Below are 15,699 nucleotides of genomic sequence, written 5' to 3'. Positions count from 1 at the left end.
CGAATTAATAATGATAGTTAACCCTCAATTTTTTAACTACAGATTAATTATTGGTTCATTAATTATTGCTTTAGCTGTTTTAACTGTTTATAGTTTTACAAGTTACCAATCCATTAGAGCTAACGAGCAATTTTTAGAGAGTGAAAAACACTTAATGGAAAACGAACTATCTCAAATGATCTTGAGGTACGACGACATTATGGAGTCCAATAATTTAATGTCCTCTCAGGTAAAAGAGGCGAAAAGAAATGCAGAACTCACCTTAGATTCTCTTCGAATCCTTCGCAGCGACCTATCTGTCATCTCTAAATTCAAGCACCAGCTTACCCTTTTAAAAACCAGAAACGATCACCTGTTCAAGGCCATCGACTCACTTAAGGACGCCAATTTGTTATTGCAGCGTGAAAAACTTTTAGCGTATAATGCACTAAAAAAAGAGCGCAGTACCAACAACAGCCTTAAGAAAGAAAATGAAATCCTGAGCGAGCACATTAAGAAAGGGGCACTTCTTACTGCCAATTCCTTTGAAGCCAGAGCATACAAAAGCTTTTTAGGACGCAAAAAAGAGACTAGAAGAGCTACCAAGGCAGACCACATAGAGGTTAATTTCACACTAGCCCAAAACGCTTTGGCCGAAGAAGGCGAAAAGGAACTGTACATTCAAATTGTAAATCCCAACAACAATGTAATGGCGGATAAAGGCTCTACAACTTTTGGAGATTCTTCGCTTATTTACAGCTCCAGGAAAACAGTCAACTATCGAGGTGACGTTATGGACATTACCGTCGATATTGAACCTAACAATAATGAAAAACCACTTTCAAAAGGCACCTATTTTGTGAATGTCTTTCACAAAGACAGAAAACTGGGAGCCACGCAAGTTACGTTACAATAATCCTTAAATATATTTTAAAAAACCGCTCCCATAATCAGAGCGGTTTTTTATTTTTGCAGCATGGCAAATCAAGACGATCAATTTAAAAAAGTAATATCGCACGCAAAGGAGTACGGATATATATTTCAAAGCAGTGAAATATATGACGGATTGAGTGCTGTTTACGACTACGCACAAAATGGTGCTGAACTAAAGAAAAATATACGCGACTATTGGTGGAAAGCCATGGTACAGATGCATGAAAACATTGTAGGTATTGATGCCGCAATTTTTATGCACCCTACAACCTGGAAAGCGTCTGGGCACGTAGATGCCTTTAACGACCCATTGATAGATAATAAGGATTCCAAAAAACGATACAGAGCCGATGTTTTAATTGAAGACTATTGCGCTAAAATAGAGGCTAAAATCGACAAGGAAGTAGCCAAGGCTGCAAAGCGTTTTGGAGAAGCTTTCAACAAAGAAGAATTTGTCTCTACCAACGCAAGAGTTTTAGGATACCAGGAGAAAATCAACAGCATCTTGTCACGCATGGCAAAATCTTTGGAAAACGAAGATTTGGCAGATGTTAAAGCCCTGATTGAAGAACTGGAAATTGCAGATCCACTAACAGGTTCCAAAAATTGGACCGATGTGAAGCAATTCAATCTCATGTTCGGGACCAAGCTTGGTGCTTCGGCAGAAAACGCGATGGATTTGTATTTGCGTCCAGAAACAGCTCAAGGGATTTTCGTTAACTTCCTAAACGTTCAAAAAACGGGCCGTATGAAGATTCCTTTTGGAATTGCGCAGACAGGAAAAGCGTTTAGAAATGAAATTGTAGCAAGACAGTTCATCTTCAGAATGCGTGAGTTTGAACAAATGGAAATGCAATTTTTCATCAAACCGGGCACCCAAAAAGAATGGTTCGACCACTGGAAAGAAGCGCGTTTGAAATGGCATTTGTCTTTAGGCCTTGGAGCTGACAACTACCGTTACCACGATCACGAAAAATTAGCGCATTATGCAGATGCTGCTACCGATATAGAATTCAAGTTCCCATTCGGGTTTAAGGAATTGGAAGGGATCCATTCCCGTACAGATTTCGACTTGAAACAGCACGAAGAGTTTTCTGGTAAAAAACTTCAATATTTCGATCCTGAAGAAAACGCCAGCTACACACCTTACGTATTGGAAACATCTATTGGTTTGGACCGTATGTTCTTGGCCGTGTTCTCAAATGCTTTGGAAGAAGAAGAGTTAGAGAACAATACAACTAGAACGGTATTGAAATTACCTGCGGTTTTAGCTCCTACGAAAGCAGCTATTTTGCCATTGGTGAAGAAAGACGGTTTACCAGAAGTTGCAAGACAAATTGTTGAAGACCTCAAATGGGATTTCAACGTAGTATATGATGAAAAGGATGCTGTTGGAAGACGTTACAGAAGACAGGACGCCTTAGGAACGCCATTTTGTATTACCGTAGACCACGACACTTTGGAAGACCAAACAGTTACCATCCGTCATAGAGACACTATGGAGCAAAAGCGTGTGAAAATTGAAGAACTACGAGACCTTATCAAACAAGAGGTTGATGTAAAAAACTGGTTGATGAAGATGTAAATTCATCTCTATTATAGAACAAAAAATCCCAATCAAATGATTGGGATTTTTTTATGCATCTTAAAATGAAATATTAAAATCGATATCCAAAGGTAACACCCAAACGAGGCACCAACTCTGTAGCAACATCATCATTTGAAGCAATTATATTTCTTCCAACTCCTCCATAAAACTCAAACAAAAAACCTTTGCTACTTACAAACTTAGCGCCAACGGACATCCCAAAAGCAACATTACTCGAGGTTTCTTCAATATATTTTTCATTCTGGATTTCATTCACAGTGTCATAGGAATATTGCCAATAGCCATCTTCCTGAATATTGTACATCCCAAAAGCTTCCAAAAAGAATCCCCAAGCATATTTACTCGAAAAATAACGACGATAGTAGGGCGTTAAGGCAAACCTTTCATTGTAATTAGGCTCATCATAATCCACATCCTTAGTATTGTTTAAATTAAAAAGCGCGGAGACCCCAACGGAAGATTCCGAATCGATTAAATATTCAAACGAAATATCTACCGTTTTATAGATAATGAGGTTAAACGCATTGGCCTTAAGTTCCATCCTTTTAGGTCCATCGTCATTACCTTTAAAGTTATCCTGAGCCAAAACCACAGAAGAAAACAATGCAAAAGCACAAAACGTAAGCACTTTTGCCAAAGTCATTTTTTTAAAATGTTTCATAGCATTAATGATTGATTGGTTATCTGTTTTAAGATGTGAAATCTACAAAAAGGTTGCGTAAGAATTGTATTATCAACCTTAAAAATATGCTTTCAATTGCACCGTACCTGTATGGATGGTTTTGGAGGTTTCGGTTTTACGTCCAAAATAATTGAGATTGAGATCTAAAAACTTGGTCAGTTTCTTTTGCGCCAAAAGTGTCCAAGTAAAATTTTTACCGGGTTGCAACCCCTCTAGAATTTGATAGGACACCGGTGTATTCAGATTTCCTTCAAAGGTGTTTTGAAACATATTAAGCTCTCCCGTTAAAGATACCTTTTGGGCCTTGTTATAAGTAAAAGACATTCCATAGTTGTTCTGTGACAATACCTCCATACCGCCTATGACATTTTCCTTGGAAGTGTATTGATAGAACACATCAAAGCGGGCATTTTCATTGAATAAATAAGATAGTTTTGGATGACATCTCAGCTCTTCAATCTCATAATTTCTACTGGCATAGTTTTCACTTAAACTTTCATTGGTCCCCAAACTATTCTGAAAATTAAACAACCAACTCTCGGCAAACTTATGGTTGAAATTAAGTTGATGGCTTTTCAATTTATTTTCTTGAAATCCGATAGACAACACCGTCCTGTTTCGATTGCTCAAAAACGTATAGGAAGTGGTATAACGTTGTTTGCCACGATTAAAAAACAGCACATTCCGAATACTTTGACTCAAGGCCAAGAGCTCGTCCTCTTCCGTTACAAACGGATTTAAATTGAACTCTCCTCCTTCCCTTTTGTTTTTGCTATCAATCAAAAAAGAAGTTTGGTTGTAAAAATGTGACAGCACTTTTTTGGCTCCTTTCTCAGCAACAGACCATTGGGCAGGATTTAAGGTCAAGGTTTGGCTCAATCTGTTTTGATGGGTCTTTACAAATACTTGATTGGGCAACAACACCCTGATAAATTCACCTTCATCCTGAAACTGGGCTATTTCAAATTCGTTGAGTTCCTGTACTCCATTCTCATTGTAATCAATCCAAGTATAACTTCCTTGTCCAGGCTCCACTTCTACATAGGTAAAGTCCTGTTGAGGCAAAGTCCCCGAGTTGGTTTCATAAATGGTATTCCATAGCACGATTTGGTTGAATAACTTTTGATTGAACACCACCCTTGAATTTAAAGATTGTTCATCTTCAACCTCAGCATCCGCCGACTTTAAATTCCTGTAATTAACATACACCCCAAGGTTGGTATTGGCATTTTGTATGAGTTTGGATTTCAAATAGTATGTATTGGAATGGCTCACCTTAGTAATTCTGTTTTCCCTTAAACTATCATTGACACGATGTTTATAGCCCAACTCCACAAACACTCCTGTACTGTCTCCAACTCCGGTAAATACTTCATAGGCTGTAAAACGTTGGCTCAAGTTTGTAAGTTCATCTGTAGCACGTTCCCGCTGCTCATTATCTTCCATGGCGAATTTAGTGCCTACCCATTGCTTTTTAAAACTGTAAGTGACCCGGTTAAAACTTCTTAAAAATGTAGAGGTGGTCAAACTACTTCTATTATCCAAAAAGCTAGAATTTGAATAAATACTCCACTTATTAAAATACAAGTTGGCAAAAACATTATGCTTATTGCCATTAAAGTTTTCTGAAAAATTGAGATGTTCAAATCTATAATTGGCCATCCCTTTTTTAGAGTGTAACAATTCCATACCCCCAGTCAATAGGCTTTGATTTCCCAAAGGATCTTCCAAATTCCAGTCTCTGTTAAATTCGGCATAGTACAACCGTTGAATAGTCTTAAAGTTCTTCTGGATGATATCCCCGTCCACAAACACATTTAAGTTCCACAAACTATCGGTTTTGACCAAAGCTTGTTTCACTTTCAACTTCGCCGCAAAACCATCGTTATTGCCATCGTCCAAAGTAGAAAATAGGTTTTCATCATTTTTGCTCCCAGCTACTTCAAAATAAATATCAGTTTTATCCGTAGGTTGATAGGAAGTGTTTACTACAGCCAATTGCAATTTGGTTGGCGCTATCAGTTTTACAACAGGCTCATAATTTCCTTGTGGCACACCATTTATCGGTGCAACGTATTCATAAATATTAGAGATAGCATCGCTGCTCACCAAAATATAATTGCCTTGATTGTCGCCAACCAAAGTAAACTTTACGCTGTACAACTCATCCCCAGGATTACTGGAGAACATATAAATTTCTTCTCCGTCAACAATCTCCTTCCTGTAGAGAATCCTGTTCTCACTATAGGTTTCAGGAATGGCAGATGACGCAACCATCAACGAATTATCATCACCTGCGTTGGATAAAATTTCCTTTTGATCATCAGACAAATTTTGCTGCAAAGGTTGATTTTTTGCATCCACTTCGGAATAGACAGAAGCTCCAATTTTGAGTTTTTCGGTTTCGTGAGCCCCACCTCCAAACACTATAAATCTGGAATAATTGCGCTCACTGAATTGATAATCGACCGTGATACGCATTTCCGAAGTAATAGGATAGGTAGAATTGAAAATAATCTCTCCCGCATTGTAATCTATGATATAATCCTTGTTTTCACCTCGCTCCACAGGTACTCCATTCACATACACCGTTTCACTTCCAGACACTATAAGCACAAACAACTCATTATTGGGGCCACGCAATTTATAAGGCCCTTGATTTCCTTCTTCTGCAGTAAATTTACTCGTGGTAAACTGCCCTCTCACCAAAGCACCTGAGGCAAACAAATTGGTTTTGGAATTGGGATGTTCCAAATTGGCATTTACCAAAAGCCCTTGCACCCGCTTACTAAAATTTCCAAAATAGGTATTGGTCGTACCCAAATCGATATCTCCCGCCCTGATGTTCCATCGGTCGCTCATCAATTCAATAAACACCTGATCGAATTCATCCAAACGCTGGGAATAACCACTTTCCTGCATAGGAATATTGGCATCTTGAATAGATGCCCTAAGCGATACTTTATCACTCAATTTTCCAGAAATTTGCAAGTCCAATTCACTATTCAACACAGAGTTTTGATTGTTCCCAATGGTCACTCCACGAGAAATACTTCCTGAAGTAGACAACCCTTCAAAGGGCGTAAAACTACGTTCAATCGTGGACTGCTGCAGTTTGTACAAACGCTGCATGTCTTTGGTATCTTCAACGATGATTTTGTCGTCCAACTGAAAATAGCGACGGGTCATAAAATCGGGGAACCGCAAATAGTCTACAACAATAGAGTCTGTTTCAATTGGCTCTTTAAACACCAGTAAGGCCTTTGAAAAATCGATGGAATAAAAGGAAGAATCTAAAACCTTGTTCTGTTTGGTTTTCACCAAAAATCTACTGGAATTAATGCTTACCGTATCTATTTGTATGGTATCGCGCACCGCCAACTTTTTAGTCCTGTAATGTGACGGGAGTTCCTGCGCAAACGCACAAAACGACAGGAACAAACATATTACACTTAGCGGTATTCTCATTACGGGATTTAAACTTCCATATCAGTAAATGAAATACTTCTCCCATTGGCACAGCCTTTAAGTCGGTAGTATTTCATCTGATACTAAAACTTCATAAGATAAAAATTATTTTATCGTTAAAAGCTCCATAAAATAATGGCGTAAAAGTACTGTATTATTTATTTTAGCTGAAATTTGCCGTTTCTTAAATCGCATCTGTACAAAACAGAACAAATGGCAGCATTCTATTTAATTTACAATCATATATGAAAATCATTTCTTACAATGTCAATGGCATCAGGGCAGCTATTAACAAAGGATTTATGGACTGGCTCAAAAGTGCAAATCCCGATGTTGTCTGTCTTCAAGAAATAAAGGCCATGGAAAGCCAATTGGACCTCGATCTTTTTACCGAAGCAGGCTACACCCACAACTACTGGTTTAGTGCGCAAAAAAAAGGCTATAGCGGGGTTGCCATTTTAAGTAAAATTGAACCCGATCATGTGGAGTATGGCACGGGAATTGAGTCCATGGATTTTGAAGGCCGCAACCTAAGAGCAGACTTTAATGGCGTTTCCGTAATGAGCATGTATTTGCCTTCAGGAACCAATGATGATAGGTTGGCCCACAAATTTGAGTATATGAACATGATTCATGAGTATTTAGACAACTTGCGTGAAACCCACCCAAACCTAATTGTGTGTGGCGATTACAATATTTGTCATGAAGAAATCGATATTCATAACCCAAAAATGAAAGGCGTCTCTGGTTTTTTACCCGAAGAACGCGAATGGCTAGGACAATTTATCGAAAGTGGATTTATAGATGCCTTTAGACATTTGCACCCAAAAAAACAAGAATACACTTGGTGGAGCTATAGAGCTAATTCCAGAGCCAACAATAAAGGCTGGCGTTTGGATTACAGTATGGTAACCGAGCCTTTACAAGAAAAAATCAAAAGGAGCGTTATCCTATCAGAAGCAGTTCATAGCGACCACTGTCCAATTCTATTGGAAATAGAAGCTTAAACCAAATTTCATTACTAAACAACATTTAAAAATTTATCCCGTATGCTTAAAAAAATTTCAGTTGTTGCCCTTTCATTTATGTTGGCCACCTCTTGTGTTTCCAAAAAGATCTACACCGATTTGGAAGACAAATATGCCGAATTGAAGAAAGAGAATCGCGATTTGGCTGACCAAAACGGCAGCCTTTCGGAAAACTTGAACAAGACCAAAAACGATCTTGACAGATTGCAAAAAGAATACGATGCTGCCGTGGCACAGCGTGACGCCTCAAAAAGTGACTACGAAGCTGCCAAAGCCAACTTATCCAACTTGAAGTCGTCTTACGACGCCCTTGAGAAAAACAGTTCTTCGGAAATTGCAAAGAACGCACAGAAAAACCGCGAGCTTTTAGCGCAATTGGAAGCTAAAGAACAAGCTTTGGCCAATGAAAATGCCCGCTTAGAGAAACTAAAACAAGAATTAGAAGCCCGCTCACAACGTGTGGCAGAATTGGAGCGTGTGATTGCTTCCAAAGATGCGGCCATGGGACAACTTAAGGATGCCATTTCCAAAGCCTTGACCAACTTTGAAGGCAAAGGATTAACCGTTGAGCAACGTGGTGGAAAAGTTTACATTTCTATGGAAAATAAATTGTTATTCCAATCTGGAAGCTGGGCTGTAGGCGCCAATGGTAAAGAGGCCGTTCAGCAGTTGGGTAGCGTATTGGCAGAAAATCCAGATATTGCTATTTTAATTGAAGGCCATACAGATGACGTGCCTTACCAGGGCAATGGGCAGTTAAAAGGAAACTGGGATTTATCCACAAAACGTGCTACAGCCATTGTAAACATTTTAAGGGAAAACCCTTCCATTAACCCAGAAAACTTGACGGCTGCCGGACGTGGAGAATTTGCGCCAATAGCTTCCAATGATTCTGCAGAAGGGAGAGCTAAAAACAGACGTATTGAAGTGATTTTAACACCTAAATTGGACGAAATCTCCAAACTGTTGGAGGATATCTAAAAATAACATTAACATAGTTTTAAAACCTTTCCATGTTTAGCGCGGAAAGGTTTTTTTATCTTTAAGCTTCTTTTTTTCAAATACAAAACAGCAACTTACAATGATATACACCACATTACCTCATACCGATATAAAAGTTAGTAAAATTTGTTTGGGCACCATGACTTGGGGAAACCAAAACACCCAAGAAGAAGGTTTTGCCCAAATGGATATGGCTTTGGATAAAGGCATCAATTTCTTTGACACTGCCGAAATGTATCCAGTACCTGCGAGCCCTGAAACACAAGGATCAACCAGTACGATTATCGGCAACTGGTTAAAGGAACGGGGAAATCGCGACAAGGTGATTATCGCCAGTAAAATTGTAGGCCGCCCTAGTGATTATACAGCCCATATTAGAACTACAGGACTTCAGGGAGATTCTATTCAAGAAGCCTTAAATACTGAGTTAAAACGCCTTCAAACGGATTATATAGACCTTTATCAAATTCACTGGCCAGAACGTGAAACCAACACCTTTGGAACTCGTGATTACAAACACAATCCCAATGATGCTTGGGAAGACAACTTTAAGGAAGTGCTTCATAAACTGGACCTTCAAATTAAGGCTGGAAAAATTCGTCATGTTGGTTTAAGCAATGAAAAGGCTTGGGGAACCATGCGCTTTTTGGAAGAATCCAAAAAGAACAGCTTACCTAGAATGAAAACCATTCAAAATGCCTACTCTCTTTTAAACAGAACTTTTGAGGGCGATTTAGCAGAAATCTCCATGCGTGAAAATATTGGTTTGTTAGCCTATTCACCAATGGCCTTCGGCGTTTTGTCTGGAAAATATATCAAAGGTACGGCAGCAGACAATGCTAGATTAAAACTCTTTCCTAGATTCTCTAGATATAGCAGCGAACAATGTACCGAAGCTACAAAACGCTACTTAGAAATTGCTGAAGATAACAATATGACATTGGCCCAAATGTCTTTGGCTTTTGTGACGCAGCAACCTTTTGTAACCAGTAATATTATTGGAGCTACCAACCTAGAACAGCTTGAAGAAAATATCGGAAGTATCCATATCACCTTAAATGATGATATTTTAAAAGCTATCAATGAAGTGCATACTTTAATACCAAATCCAGCCACTTAAACACATCGTCATTAAAAACAAAAAACCCCTTCCAAAACTATTTGAAAGGGGTTAATTTTTTGATATTATTTGATTTCCTTACCATTTTTATCATAAAAATGGTATTCAAGATACGTGTAAGCATCTCTGGGCAATACTTTTACCCATTTTTTATGTTCTAAAAACCATTTAGAACGTATTGAAGGAAAACCTTTGGTTAAAAAGGCTGCTATAAAAGGATGTGTGTTTAGGGTCACCTTTTTGTAGTCTTTTTTGAAAATACGTTCCATGTCTTGGGTAATCTTCTGCACAATTTTAATTGGTGCTTCTATTTCGTCTCCAGCACCATTAGGATTTTCTTCCTTGGTTTCAATATTGCGCTCTGGGCGTACACGTTGTCTAGTAATTTGTACCAGTCCGAACTTACTAGGAGGCAATATTTTATGTTTTGCTTTATCATCCTGCATTTCTTCGCGGAGATGATTGTACAGTTTTTTACGATTCTCTGCTTTCCCCATGTCAATGAAATCCACTACGATGATCCCACCCATATCGCGCAAGCGCAGCTGTCGGGCTATTTCTGATGCTGATATTAAATTGACTTCTAAAGCAGTGTCCTCCTGATTTTTTTGTTTGTTGGAGCGATTACCACTGTTTACATCTATAACGTGAAGGGCTTCGGTATGTTCAATTACCAAATAGGCGCCCTTGGCCATAGACACTGTACGTCCGAAAGATGTTTTTATCTGGCGTTCAATGCCATATTTTTCAAATATTGGCACGCCATTTTTATACAACTTTACAATAGACTCTTTGTTAGGTGCAATTTCTTGCACATAATCTTTAATTTGAGTGTACATAGCTTCATCATCAACAATAATGCTTGAGAATGAATCGTTAAAAATATCCCTCAAAATAGAGGATGCTTTGTTCATTTCTCCCAGCACTTTACTTGGATGATGTGCTCTGTTCAATTTTTTACACATGGCCGTCCACCTGTTGAGCAAGTTTTGCAGATCCTTATCCAATTCGGCAACCTTTTTGTCTTCTGCTACGGTACGTACAATAACTCCAAATCCTTTTGGAGTAATGCTTTTTACCAAGCGTTTCAAACGGTCCTTTTCCTCTTTGGATTCAATTTTTTGAGAAATTGAAATGCGATCCGAAAACGGCACCAACACCAAATAGCGCCCTGCAATAGACAGTTCTGAACTGATACGGGGACCCTTGGTGGAAATTGGCTCTTTTACAATCTGAACCAAGATAGATTGGTTGGCTTTTAACACATTTGAAATGCTGCCATCCTTATCGATATCCTTTTCAAATTGAAAGTTTTTGAGTAAAAAATCGGTGTTTTTTCCTGTGCTTACACGTTTTACGAATTTTAAAAGCGAAGGTAGTTTTGGACCTAAATCATGATAGTGCAAAAAAGCATCTTTTTCATAACCCACATTCACGAATGCGGCATTTAGACCCGGAACAGCTTTTCTAATTTTGGCTATAAACACATCACCAACCGAAAAGTTGTTGTCTTCTTCATCTTTATGTAATTCAATAAGTTTTCCATCTTTCAATAAGGCAAAATCAACAATATCGGAACCTGATCTTATAATCAATTCTTTATCCATACTGTAAATTTATATCCACCCCAAAAAAGCTTTGGAGGCAGATGGATTATACTCTTAATTTTTGACACAGAAAGTATTTTCCGTTAAGCTCATGTTTTGCCAAGGTAAGGGCAAAATTGTCATGAACTAAATATCAAAGAACGTTACTTAAAAAAATGAAAAAGTAGTTAAAAAACTACTTTTTCATTTTATTTCTTTTTGTGACGGTTAGCGCGTCTTCTTTTTTTACGCTTGTGCGTCGCTACCTTGTGTCTCTTTCTCTTTTTACCACTTGGCATAAATTGTATTTTTAAAAATTAATATTTAGGTTAAAAAGTTAGTTAACTTCTACATTTGTTTTTACGCCTTCTACAAATACTTTTGCAGGTTTGAACGCTGGGATATTGTGAGCAGGAATCTTGATAGTTGTATTTTTAGAAATATTTCTTCCTGTTTTTTCTGCTCTAGTTTTGATGATGAAACTTCCAAAACCTCTTAAATATACATTGTCTCCATTCTCTAAAGAAGCCTTTACTTCTTCCATGAAAGTTTCTACTGTTGCTTGCACGTCGCCTTTTTCCATTCCTAATTTGTCGGAAATTTTCGCTACTATATCAGCTTTTGTCATCGTATTTAATTTTAGGGTTATTATTAATTATTAAGGGATGCAAATATAGGAATTTTAATTTCAATATTTCAAACCTAATTAATTAAAATTTAAGCTTATAAAGGATTATTTTCGCAAAAATTAAAAAATAGAAATGAATTTTAAGGAGAAATTAACTCATTGGTACTCAGCAAACAAACGAAGTCTCCCATGGCGAAAAACAAAAAACCCATATCACATTTGGCTCTCCGAAATTATTTTACAACAAACCCAAATAAAACAAGGATTACCCTATTATGAAGCTTTTGTTAAGGAATTTCCATCCATCTTCGAGCTTGCCAAGGCCAACGAACAGGAGGTTTTAAAACTTTGGCAAGGCCTAGGCTATTACTCCAGAGCACGTAACCTTCACTTTACAGCCAAATATATTGCAAACGAACTAAAAGGTGTATTCCCCAACAACTATAAAGGACTTTTACAATTAAAAGGTATTGGAGATTATACTGCAAGCGCTATAGCCTCAATATGCTTTGACGAACCTACCGCCGTTGTAGATGGAAATGTGTATCGGGTACTCGCTAGACACTTCGGCATCCACACTCCTATTAATAGTACCAAAGGCATTAAAGAATTTAAGGAACTTGCCACAACTTTAATGGACCAATCTAATCCCGGCGATTACAATCAGGCTATCATGGAGTTTGGTGCCAGACAATGCAAACCACAAAATCCTGACTGTAGTGCTTGTCCATTAAACAATTCTTGTGTTGCTTTACAATCCAAAACCATCGGGGAACTTCCTGTAAAACTGAAAAAAGTGAAGGTTAGTAAAAAGCATTTCAATTTTTTGGTTTTGATCTCTTCCAAAGGAGAAACCACTTTTAAGAAACGTACAGGAAAAGGCATTTGGCAAAACCTCTATCAATTTCCCTTAATAGAAACAGACAAGCCATTAACCGCTTCGTCATTTAAAACAAATCCATTGGTTCAAGAATATTTCAAGGGTAGCGATTTTGAATTCTCCTTATATAATAAGGACACTATTATCCATAAATTGTCCCACCAGAACTTGCACACCAAGTTTTGGGTTGTAGAAATAGACCAATTACCGGAGGAAGGCATTCCAATTGTTGACTTAAAACAATTCCCGACCCCTATCCTGATAGGGAACTTTCTGGAGGAATTTCGATTCCCATTATAAAGACTCACAAATTTTTCTTACTTTTAAGAAAGTCATTTAAAAATGGTTAATTTTGCTAACACAAACACCACAACTATATGTCAGGAACCTTAAATAAAGTAATGCTAATTGGGCATTTGGGAGATGAAGTCAAACTGCATTATTTTGAAGGAGGAAATTGTGTAGGCCGCTTTCCTTTGGCCACCAATGAAACATATACCAACAGACAAACCAACGAACGTGTAACCAATACAGAGTGGCATAATATAGTGGTAAGAAACAAAGCTGCCGAAATTTGCGAAAAATACCTCACCAAGGGGGATCGCATTTATGTAGAAGGACGTATCAAAACCAGGAAATGGCAGGACGAAAAAGGCATGGACCGTTACTCGACAGAAATTCAGTGCACAGACTTTACATTTTTAACCACCAAAAGTGAGTCTCAAAATTCTGGAGGCAGTCCACAGCCGCAAACGGAAAACACACAAAATACGGCCCCAGAGCCAATGGATGGAAATGACGATCTTCCATTTTAATATGTTTAACTAATCTTTTTTGAATTGGACCCTGAACCCCCGAGTTTAATATTACCATTATTATCCATCAACATTCCCTTAATTTCTGGAATTGCCCTGCTCGTTGTTTTATTGATTTGCTCTGCACTTATTTCTGGTGCCGAAGTTGCTTTTTTCTCATTGACCCGGTCAGATATCGATACTGGCCTTGAAGAAAAGCCAAATACATTTAAAATCATTTCCAAACTTTTGGAACGTCCCAAAAAATTATTGGCCACGATCCTAGTTGCCAACAATTTTATAAACGTTGGTATTGTTATTCTATTTGCCTTTTTGGGAGAACACCTATTCGCCTCCATCGAGAGTCATTGGATGAAGTTTTTTCTGGAAGTAGTTGTCATCACCTTCCTTATCCTATTGTTTGGAGAAATCATTCCGAAAATATACGCCAGCAGAAATAGAGTAAAATTCTCCACCTTCATGAGCATTCCGCTACAGGTATTGGATGTGATTTTTACTCCTTTCACCCTCCCAATGCGTTATTTCACCATTGCTATCCATAACAAATTGGGCAAGCAAAAATCCAATTTAAGCGTCGATCAATTATCACAGGCCTTAGAACTCACAAGTGAACAGGACACCACTAGGGAAGAACATAAAATTTTACAGGGCATCGTCTCCTTTGGAAATACGGACACCAAGCAGGTCATGAAACCCAGAATGGATATTTTCGCTCTTCAAACCGACCAGAAGTACAGTGAAGTTATTGAGCAAATCACCAAAAACGGCTATTCCAGGATTCCTGTTTACAAGGACAGCATAGACTCCGTCATTGGGATTTTATATGTTAAGGATTTACTCCCCCATATTGACAAAAAACAATTTGACTGGACTGCCCTACTAAGAGAACCATTTTTTGTTCCCGAAAACAAAAAGTTGGACGATTTGATGCTGGAATTCCAAAGCAAAAAAGTTCACTTAGCTATTGTAGTAGATGAATACGGAGGCACCTCTGGGGTGATTTCTTTGGAAGATGTTATCGAGGAAATTGTGGGAGATATAAGCGACGAGTTTGATGACGATGATTTATCCTATACCATCATTGACGATAAAAACTATTCCTTTGAAGGCAAAACCCCTTTAAAAGACTTCTACAAAATCATCAAGATAGATGACGAATCCGTTTTTGAAGACCATAAAGGTGAAGCCGAAACCATTGCGGGATTTGTTCTGGAAATTTCTGGACTTTTCCCAAAGCGCAACAGTAAAATAAATTTCAAAAACTACGTTTTCACTATAGAGGCTTTGGACAAAAAACGTATTAAACAGGTAAAGTTTACTATTTTAGACGCCTAAAAAATCCTTTTTAGGACAATACCACATTAAAATGAAGAGATTAGTAGCACTTATAATGGCAGGACTTTGTTTTTCATGCGCAGAAGACCCCATCCCTAAACCTAAGGCGTTTTTACGTTTAGACTACCCTCAAGCTACTTATCACTCAGTTAGGACTGCCTTGCCATTTTCTTTTGAACAAAATGAATTGGCAGAGGACATAGACAACATAAAAGTTGATCCTTCAAAAAAGACCTTTGGTTTGGATATTCAGTACCCGGAAATGAAAGGCACCATTTACCTAACCTATAAACAAGTGAACAAGGACAATTTGGAGTCTCTTATTAAAGATGCCCAAAACCTTACACAAAAGCACGTTGTAAAAGCCGATGAGATCATTGAACAGCCCTACGAAAACAAATTACATAACGTTTTTGGGATGTTTTACGAAGTTGGAGGCAATGCCGCCAGCCAATCGCAATTCTATGTTACAGACAGCGTCAACCACTTTTTAACAGGTTCTTTGTACTTTTATGCAAAACCTAATTACGACTCCATTTATCCGGCTGCCGTGTACTTAAAAAACGACATCAAACATATTATGGAAACCATTACCTGGAACTAATTATATATCCATAAAAAACAAAAAAGCCAT

Annotated in this window: 13 protein-coding genes; 9 read left to right on the top strand and 4 right to left on the bottom strand. The window is 38.0% G+C overall.

Annotated features, from left to right (window positions below; all coding sequences use genetic code 11):
• Positions 1-154: 154 nt before the first annotated feature.
• Together ZA05_RS16050 and ZA05_RS16045 are read left to right on the top strand one after the other, a co-directional pair.
• Positions 155-895, top strand: coding sequence for a hypothetical protein (locus ZA05_RS16050; protein ID WP_157514732.1), 741 nt, complete (start codon positions 155-157; stop codon positions 893-895).
• A gap of 60 nt (positions 896-955) precedes the next feature.
• The gene (locus ZA05_RS16045) at positions 956-2,497 is read left to right on the top strand and encodes a glycine--tRNA ligase (protein WP_053992706.1); all 1,542 of its coding nucleotides are present in this window, start codon (positions 956-958) and stop codon (positions 2,495-2,497) included.
• Positions 2,498-2,570: 73 nt separating this feature from the next.
• On the opposite strand, the gene ZA05_RS16040 is transcribed toward ZA05_RS16045, so the two are convergent.
• Positions 2,571-3,182, bottom strand: coding sequence for a DUF3575 domain-containing protein (locus tag ZA05_RS16040; protein WP_231632508.1), 612 nt, complete (start codon positions 3,180-3,182; stop codon positions 2,571-2,573).
• A gap of 78 nt (positions 3,183-3,260) precedes the next feature.
• A complete protein-coding gene (locus tag ZA05_RS16035) occupies positions 3,261-6,671 on the bottom strand; it encodes a hypothetical protein (RefSeq protein ID WP_053992704.1) in 3,411 nt (1,136 codons plus the stop codon).
• 245 nt (positions 6,672-6,916) lie between these two features.
• On the opposite strand from ZA05_RS16035, the gene ZA05_RS16030 reads away from it, so the two are divergent.
• The 3 genes from ZA05_RS16030 to ZA05_RS16020 all read left to right on the top strand — a co-directional run bounded on the left by ZA05_RS16030 (position 6,917) and on the right by ZA05_RS16020 (position 9,821).
• On the top strand, positions 6,917-7,678 hold the full coding sequence (locus ZA05_RS16030) for an exodeoxyribonuclease III (protein ID WP_053992703.1): 762 nt from the start codon (positions 6,917-6,919) through the stop codon (positions 7,676-7,678).
• A gap of 42 nt (positions 7,679-7,720) precedes the next feature.
• Positions 7,721-8,680, top strand: coding sequence for an OmpA family protein (locus tag ZA05_RS16025; RefSeq protein WP_053992702.1), 960 nt, complete (start codon positions 7,721-7,723; stop codon positions 8,678-8,680).
• Positions 8,681-8,780: 100 nt separating this feature from the next.
• The gene (locus ZA05_RS16020; protein ID WP_053992701.1) at positions 8,781-9,821 is read left to right on the top strand and encodes an aldo/keto reductase; all 1,041 of its coding nucleotides are present in this window, start codon (positions 8,781-8,783) and stop codon (positions 9,819-9,821) included.
• A 65-nt stretch (positions 9,822-9,886) separates the two neighbouring features.
• Here the strand turns inward: ZA05_RS16020 and ZA05_RS16015 are convergent, their stop codons facing one another.
• On the bottom strand, positions 9,887-11,428 hold the full coding sequence (locus tag ZA05_RS16015; protein ID WP_053992700.1) for a ribonuclease E/G: 1,542 nt from the start codon (positions 11,426-11,428) through the stop codon (positions 9,887-9,889).
• Between the two features lie 316 nt (positions 11,429-11,744).
• A complete protein-coding gene (locus ZA05_RS16010; RefSeq protein WP_053976877.1) occupies positions 11,745-12,035 on the bottom strand; it encodes an HU family DNA-binding protein in 291 nt (96 codons plus the stop codon).
• 133 nt (positions 12,036-12,168) lie between these two features.
• Between ZA05_RS16010 and mutY the strand changes: the two genes are divergently transcribed.
• From mutY to gldD, 4 genes are all read left to right on the top strand, one after another.
• Positions 12,169-13,215, top strand: coding sequence for an A/G-specific adenine glycosylase (mutY, locus tag ZA05_RS16005; RefSeq protein WP_053992699.1), 1,047 nt, complete (start codon positions 12,169-12,171; stop codon positions 13,213-13,215).
• A gap of 77 nt (positions 13,216-13,292) precedes the next feature.
• A complete protein-coding gene (locus ZA05_RS16000; RefSeq protein WP_053992698.1) occupies positions 13,293-13,730 on the top strand; it encodes a single-stranded DNA-binding protein in 438 nt (145 codons plus the stop codon).
• A 24-nt stretch (positions 13,731-13,754) separates the two neighbouring features.
• A complete protein-coding gene (locus ZA05_RS15995; RefSeq protein ID WP_053992697.1) occupies positions 13,755-15,065 on the top strand; it encodes a gliding motility-associated protein GldE in 1,311 nt (436 codons plus the stop codon).
• Between the two features lie 31 nt (positions 15,066-15,096).
• On the top strand, positions 15,097-15,669 hold the full coding sequence (gene gldD, locus ZA05_RS15990) for a gliding motility lipoprotein GldD (RefSeq protein WP_053992696.1): 573 nt from the start codon (positions 15,097-15,099) through the stop codon (positions 15,667-15,669).
• Positions 15,670-15,699 lie beyond the last annotated feature (30 nt).

The organism is Mangrovimonas sp. TPBH4 (assembly GCF_001280505.1).
GTDB lineage: Bacteria > Bacteroidota > Bacteroidia > Flavobacteriales > Flavobacteriaceae > Mangrovimonas_A.
The sequence above is the reverse complement of the archived record's forward strand: the minus strand, read 5'-3'. Positions and strand labels throughout refer to the sequence as shown.

What these genes read in the sequence shown, in the direction of transcription:
- ZA05_RS16050 (WP_157514732.1), top strand. Translation starts at nt 155, where the DNA reads ATGGAAAACGAACTATCTCAAATGATCTTGAGGTACGACGACATTATG.
- ZA05_RS16045 (WP_053992706.1), top strand. Translation starts at nt 956, where the DNA reads ATGGCAAATCAAGACGATCAATTTAAAAAAGTAATATCGCACGCAAAG.
- ZA05_RS16040 (WP_231632508.1), bottom strand. Translation starts at nt 3,182, where the DNA reads ATGAAACATTTTAAAAAAATGACTTTGGCAAAAGTGCTTACGTTTTGT.
- ZA05_RS16035 (WP_053992704.1), bottom strand. Translation starts at nt 6,671, where the DNA reads ATGAGAATACCGCTAAGTGTAATATGTTTGTTCCTGTCGTTTTGTGCG.
- ZA05_RS16030 (WP_053992703.1), top strand. Translation starts at nt 6,917, where the DNA reads ATGAAAATCATTTCTTACAATGTCAATGGCATCAGGGCAGCTATTAAC.
- ZA05_RS16025 (WP_053992702.1), top strand. Translation starts at nt 7,721, where the DNA reads ATGCTTAAAAAAATTTCAGTTGTTGCCCTTTCATTTATGTTGGCCACC.
- ZA05_RS16020 (WP_053992701.1), top strand. Translation starts at nt 8,781, where the DNA reads ATGATATACACCACATTACCTCATACCGATATAAAAGTTAGTAAAATT.
- ZA05_RS16015 (WP_053992700.1), bottom strand. Translation starts at nt 11,428, where the DNA reads ATGGATAAAGAATTGATTATAAGATCAGGTTCCGATATTGTTGATTTT.
- ZA05_RS16010 (WP_053976877.1), bottom strand. Translation starts at nt 12,035, where the DNA reads ATGACAAAAGCTGATATAGTAGCGAAAATTTCCGACAAATTAGGAATG.
- mutY (WP_053992699.1), top strand. Translation starts at nt 12,169, where the DNA reads ATGAATTTTAAGGAGAAATTAACTCATTGGTACTCAGCAAACAAACGA.
- ZA05_RS16000 (WP_053992698.1), top strand. Translation starts at nt 13,293, where the DNA reads ATGTCAGGAACCTTAAATAAAGTAATGCTAATTGGGCATTTGGGAGAT.
- gldD (WP_053992696.1), top strand. Translation starts at nt 15,097, where the DNA reads ATGAAGAGATTAGTAGCACTTATAATGGCAGGACTTTGTTTTTCATGC.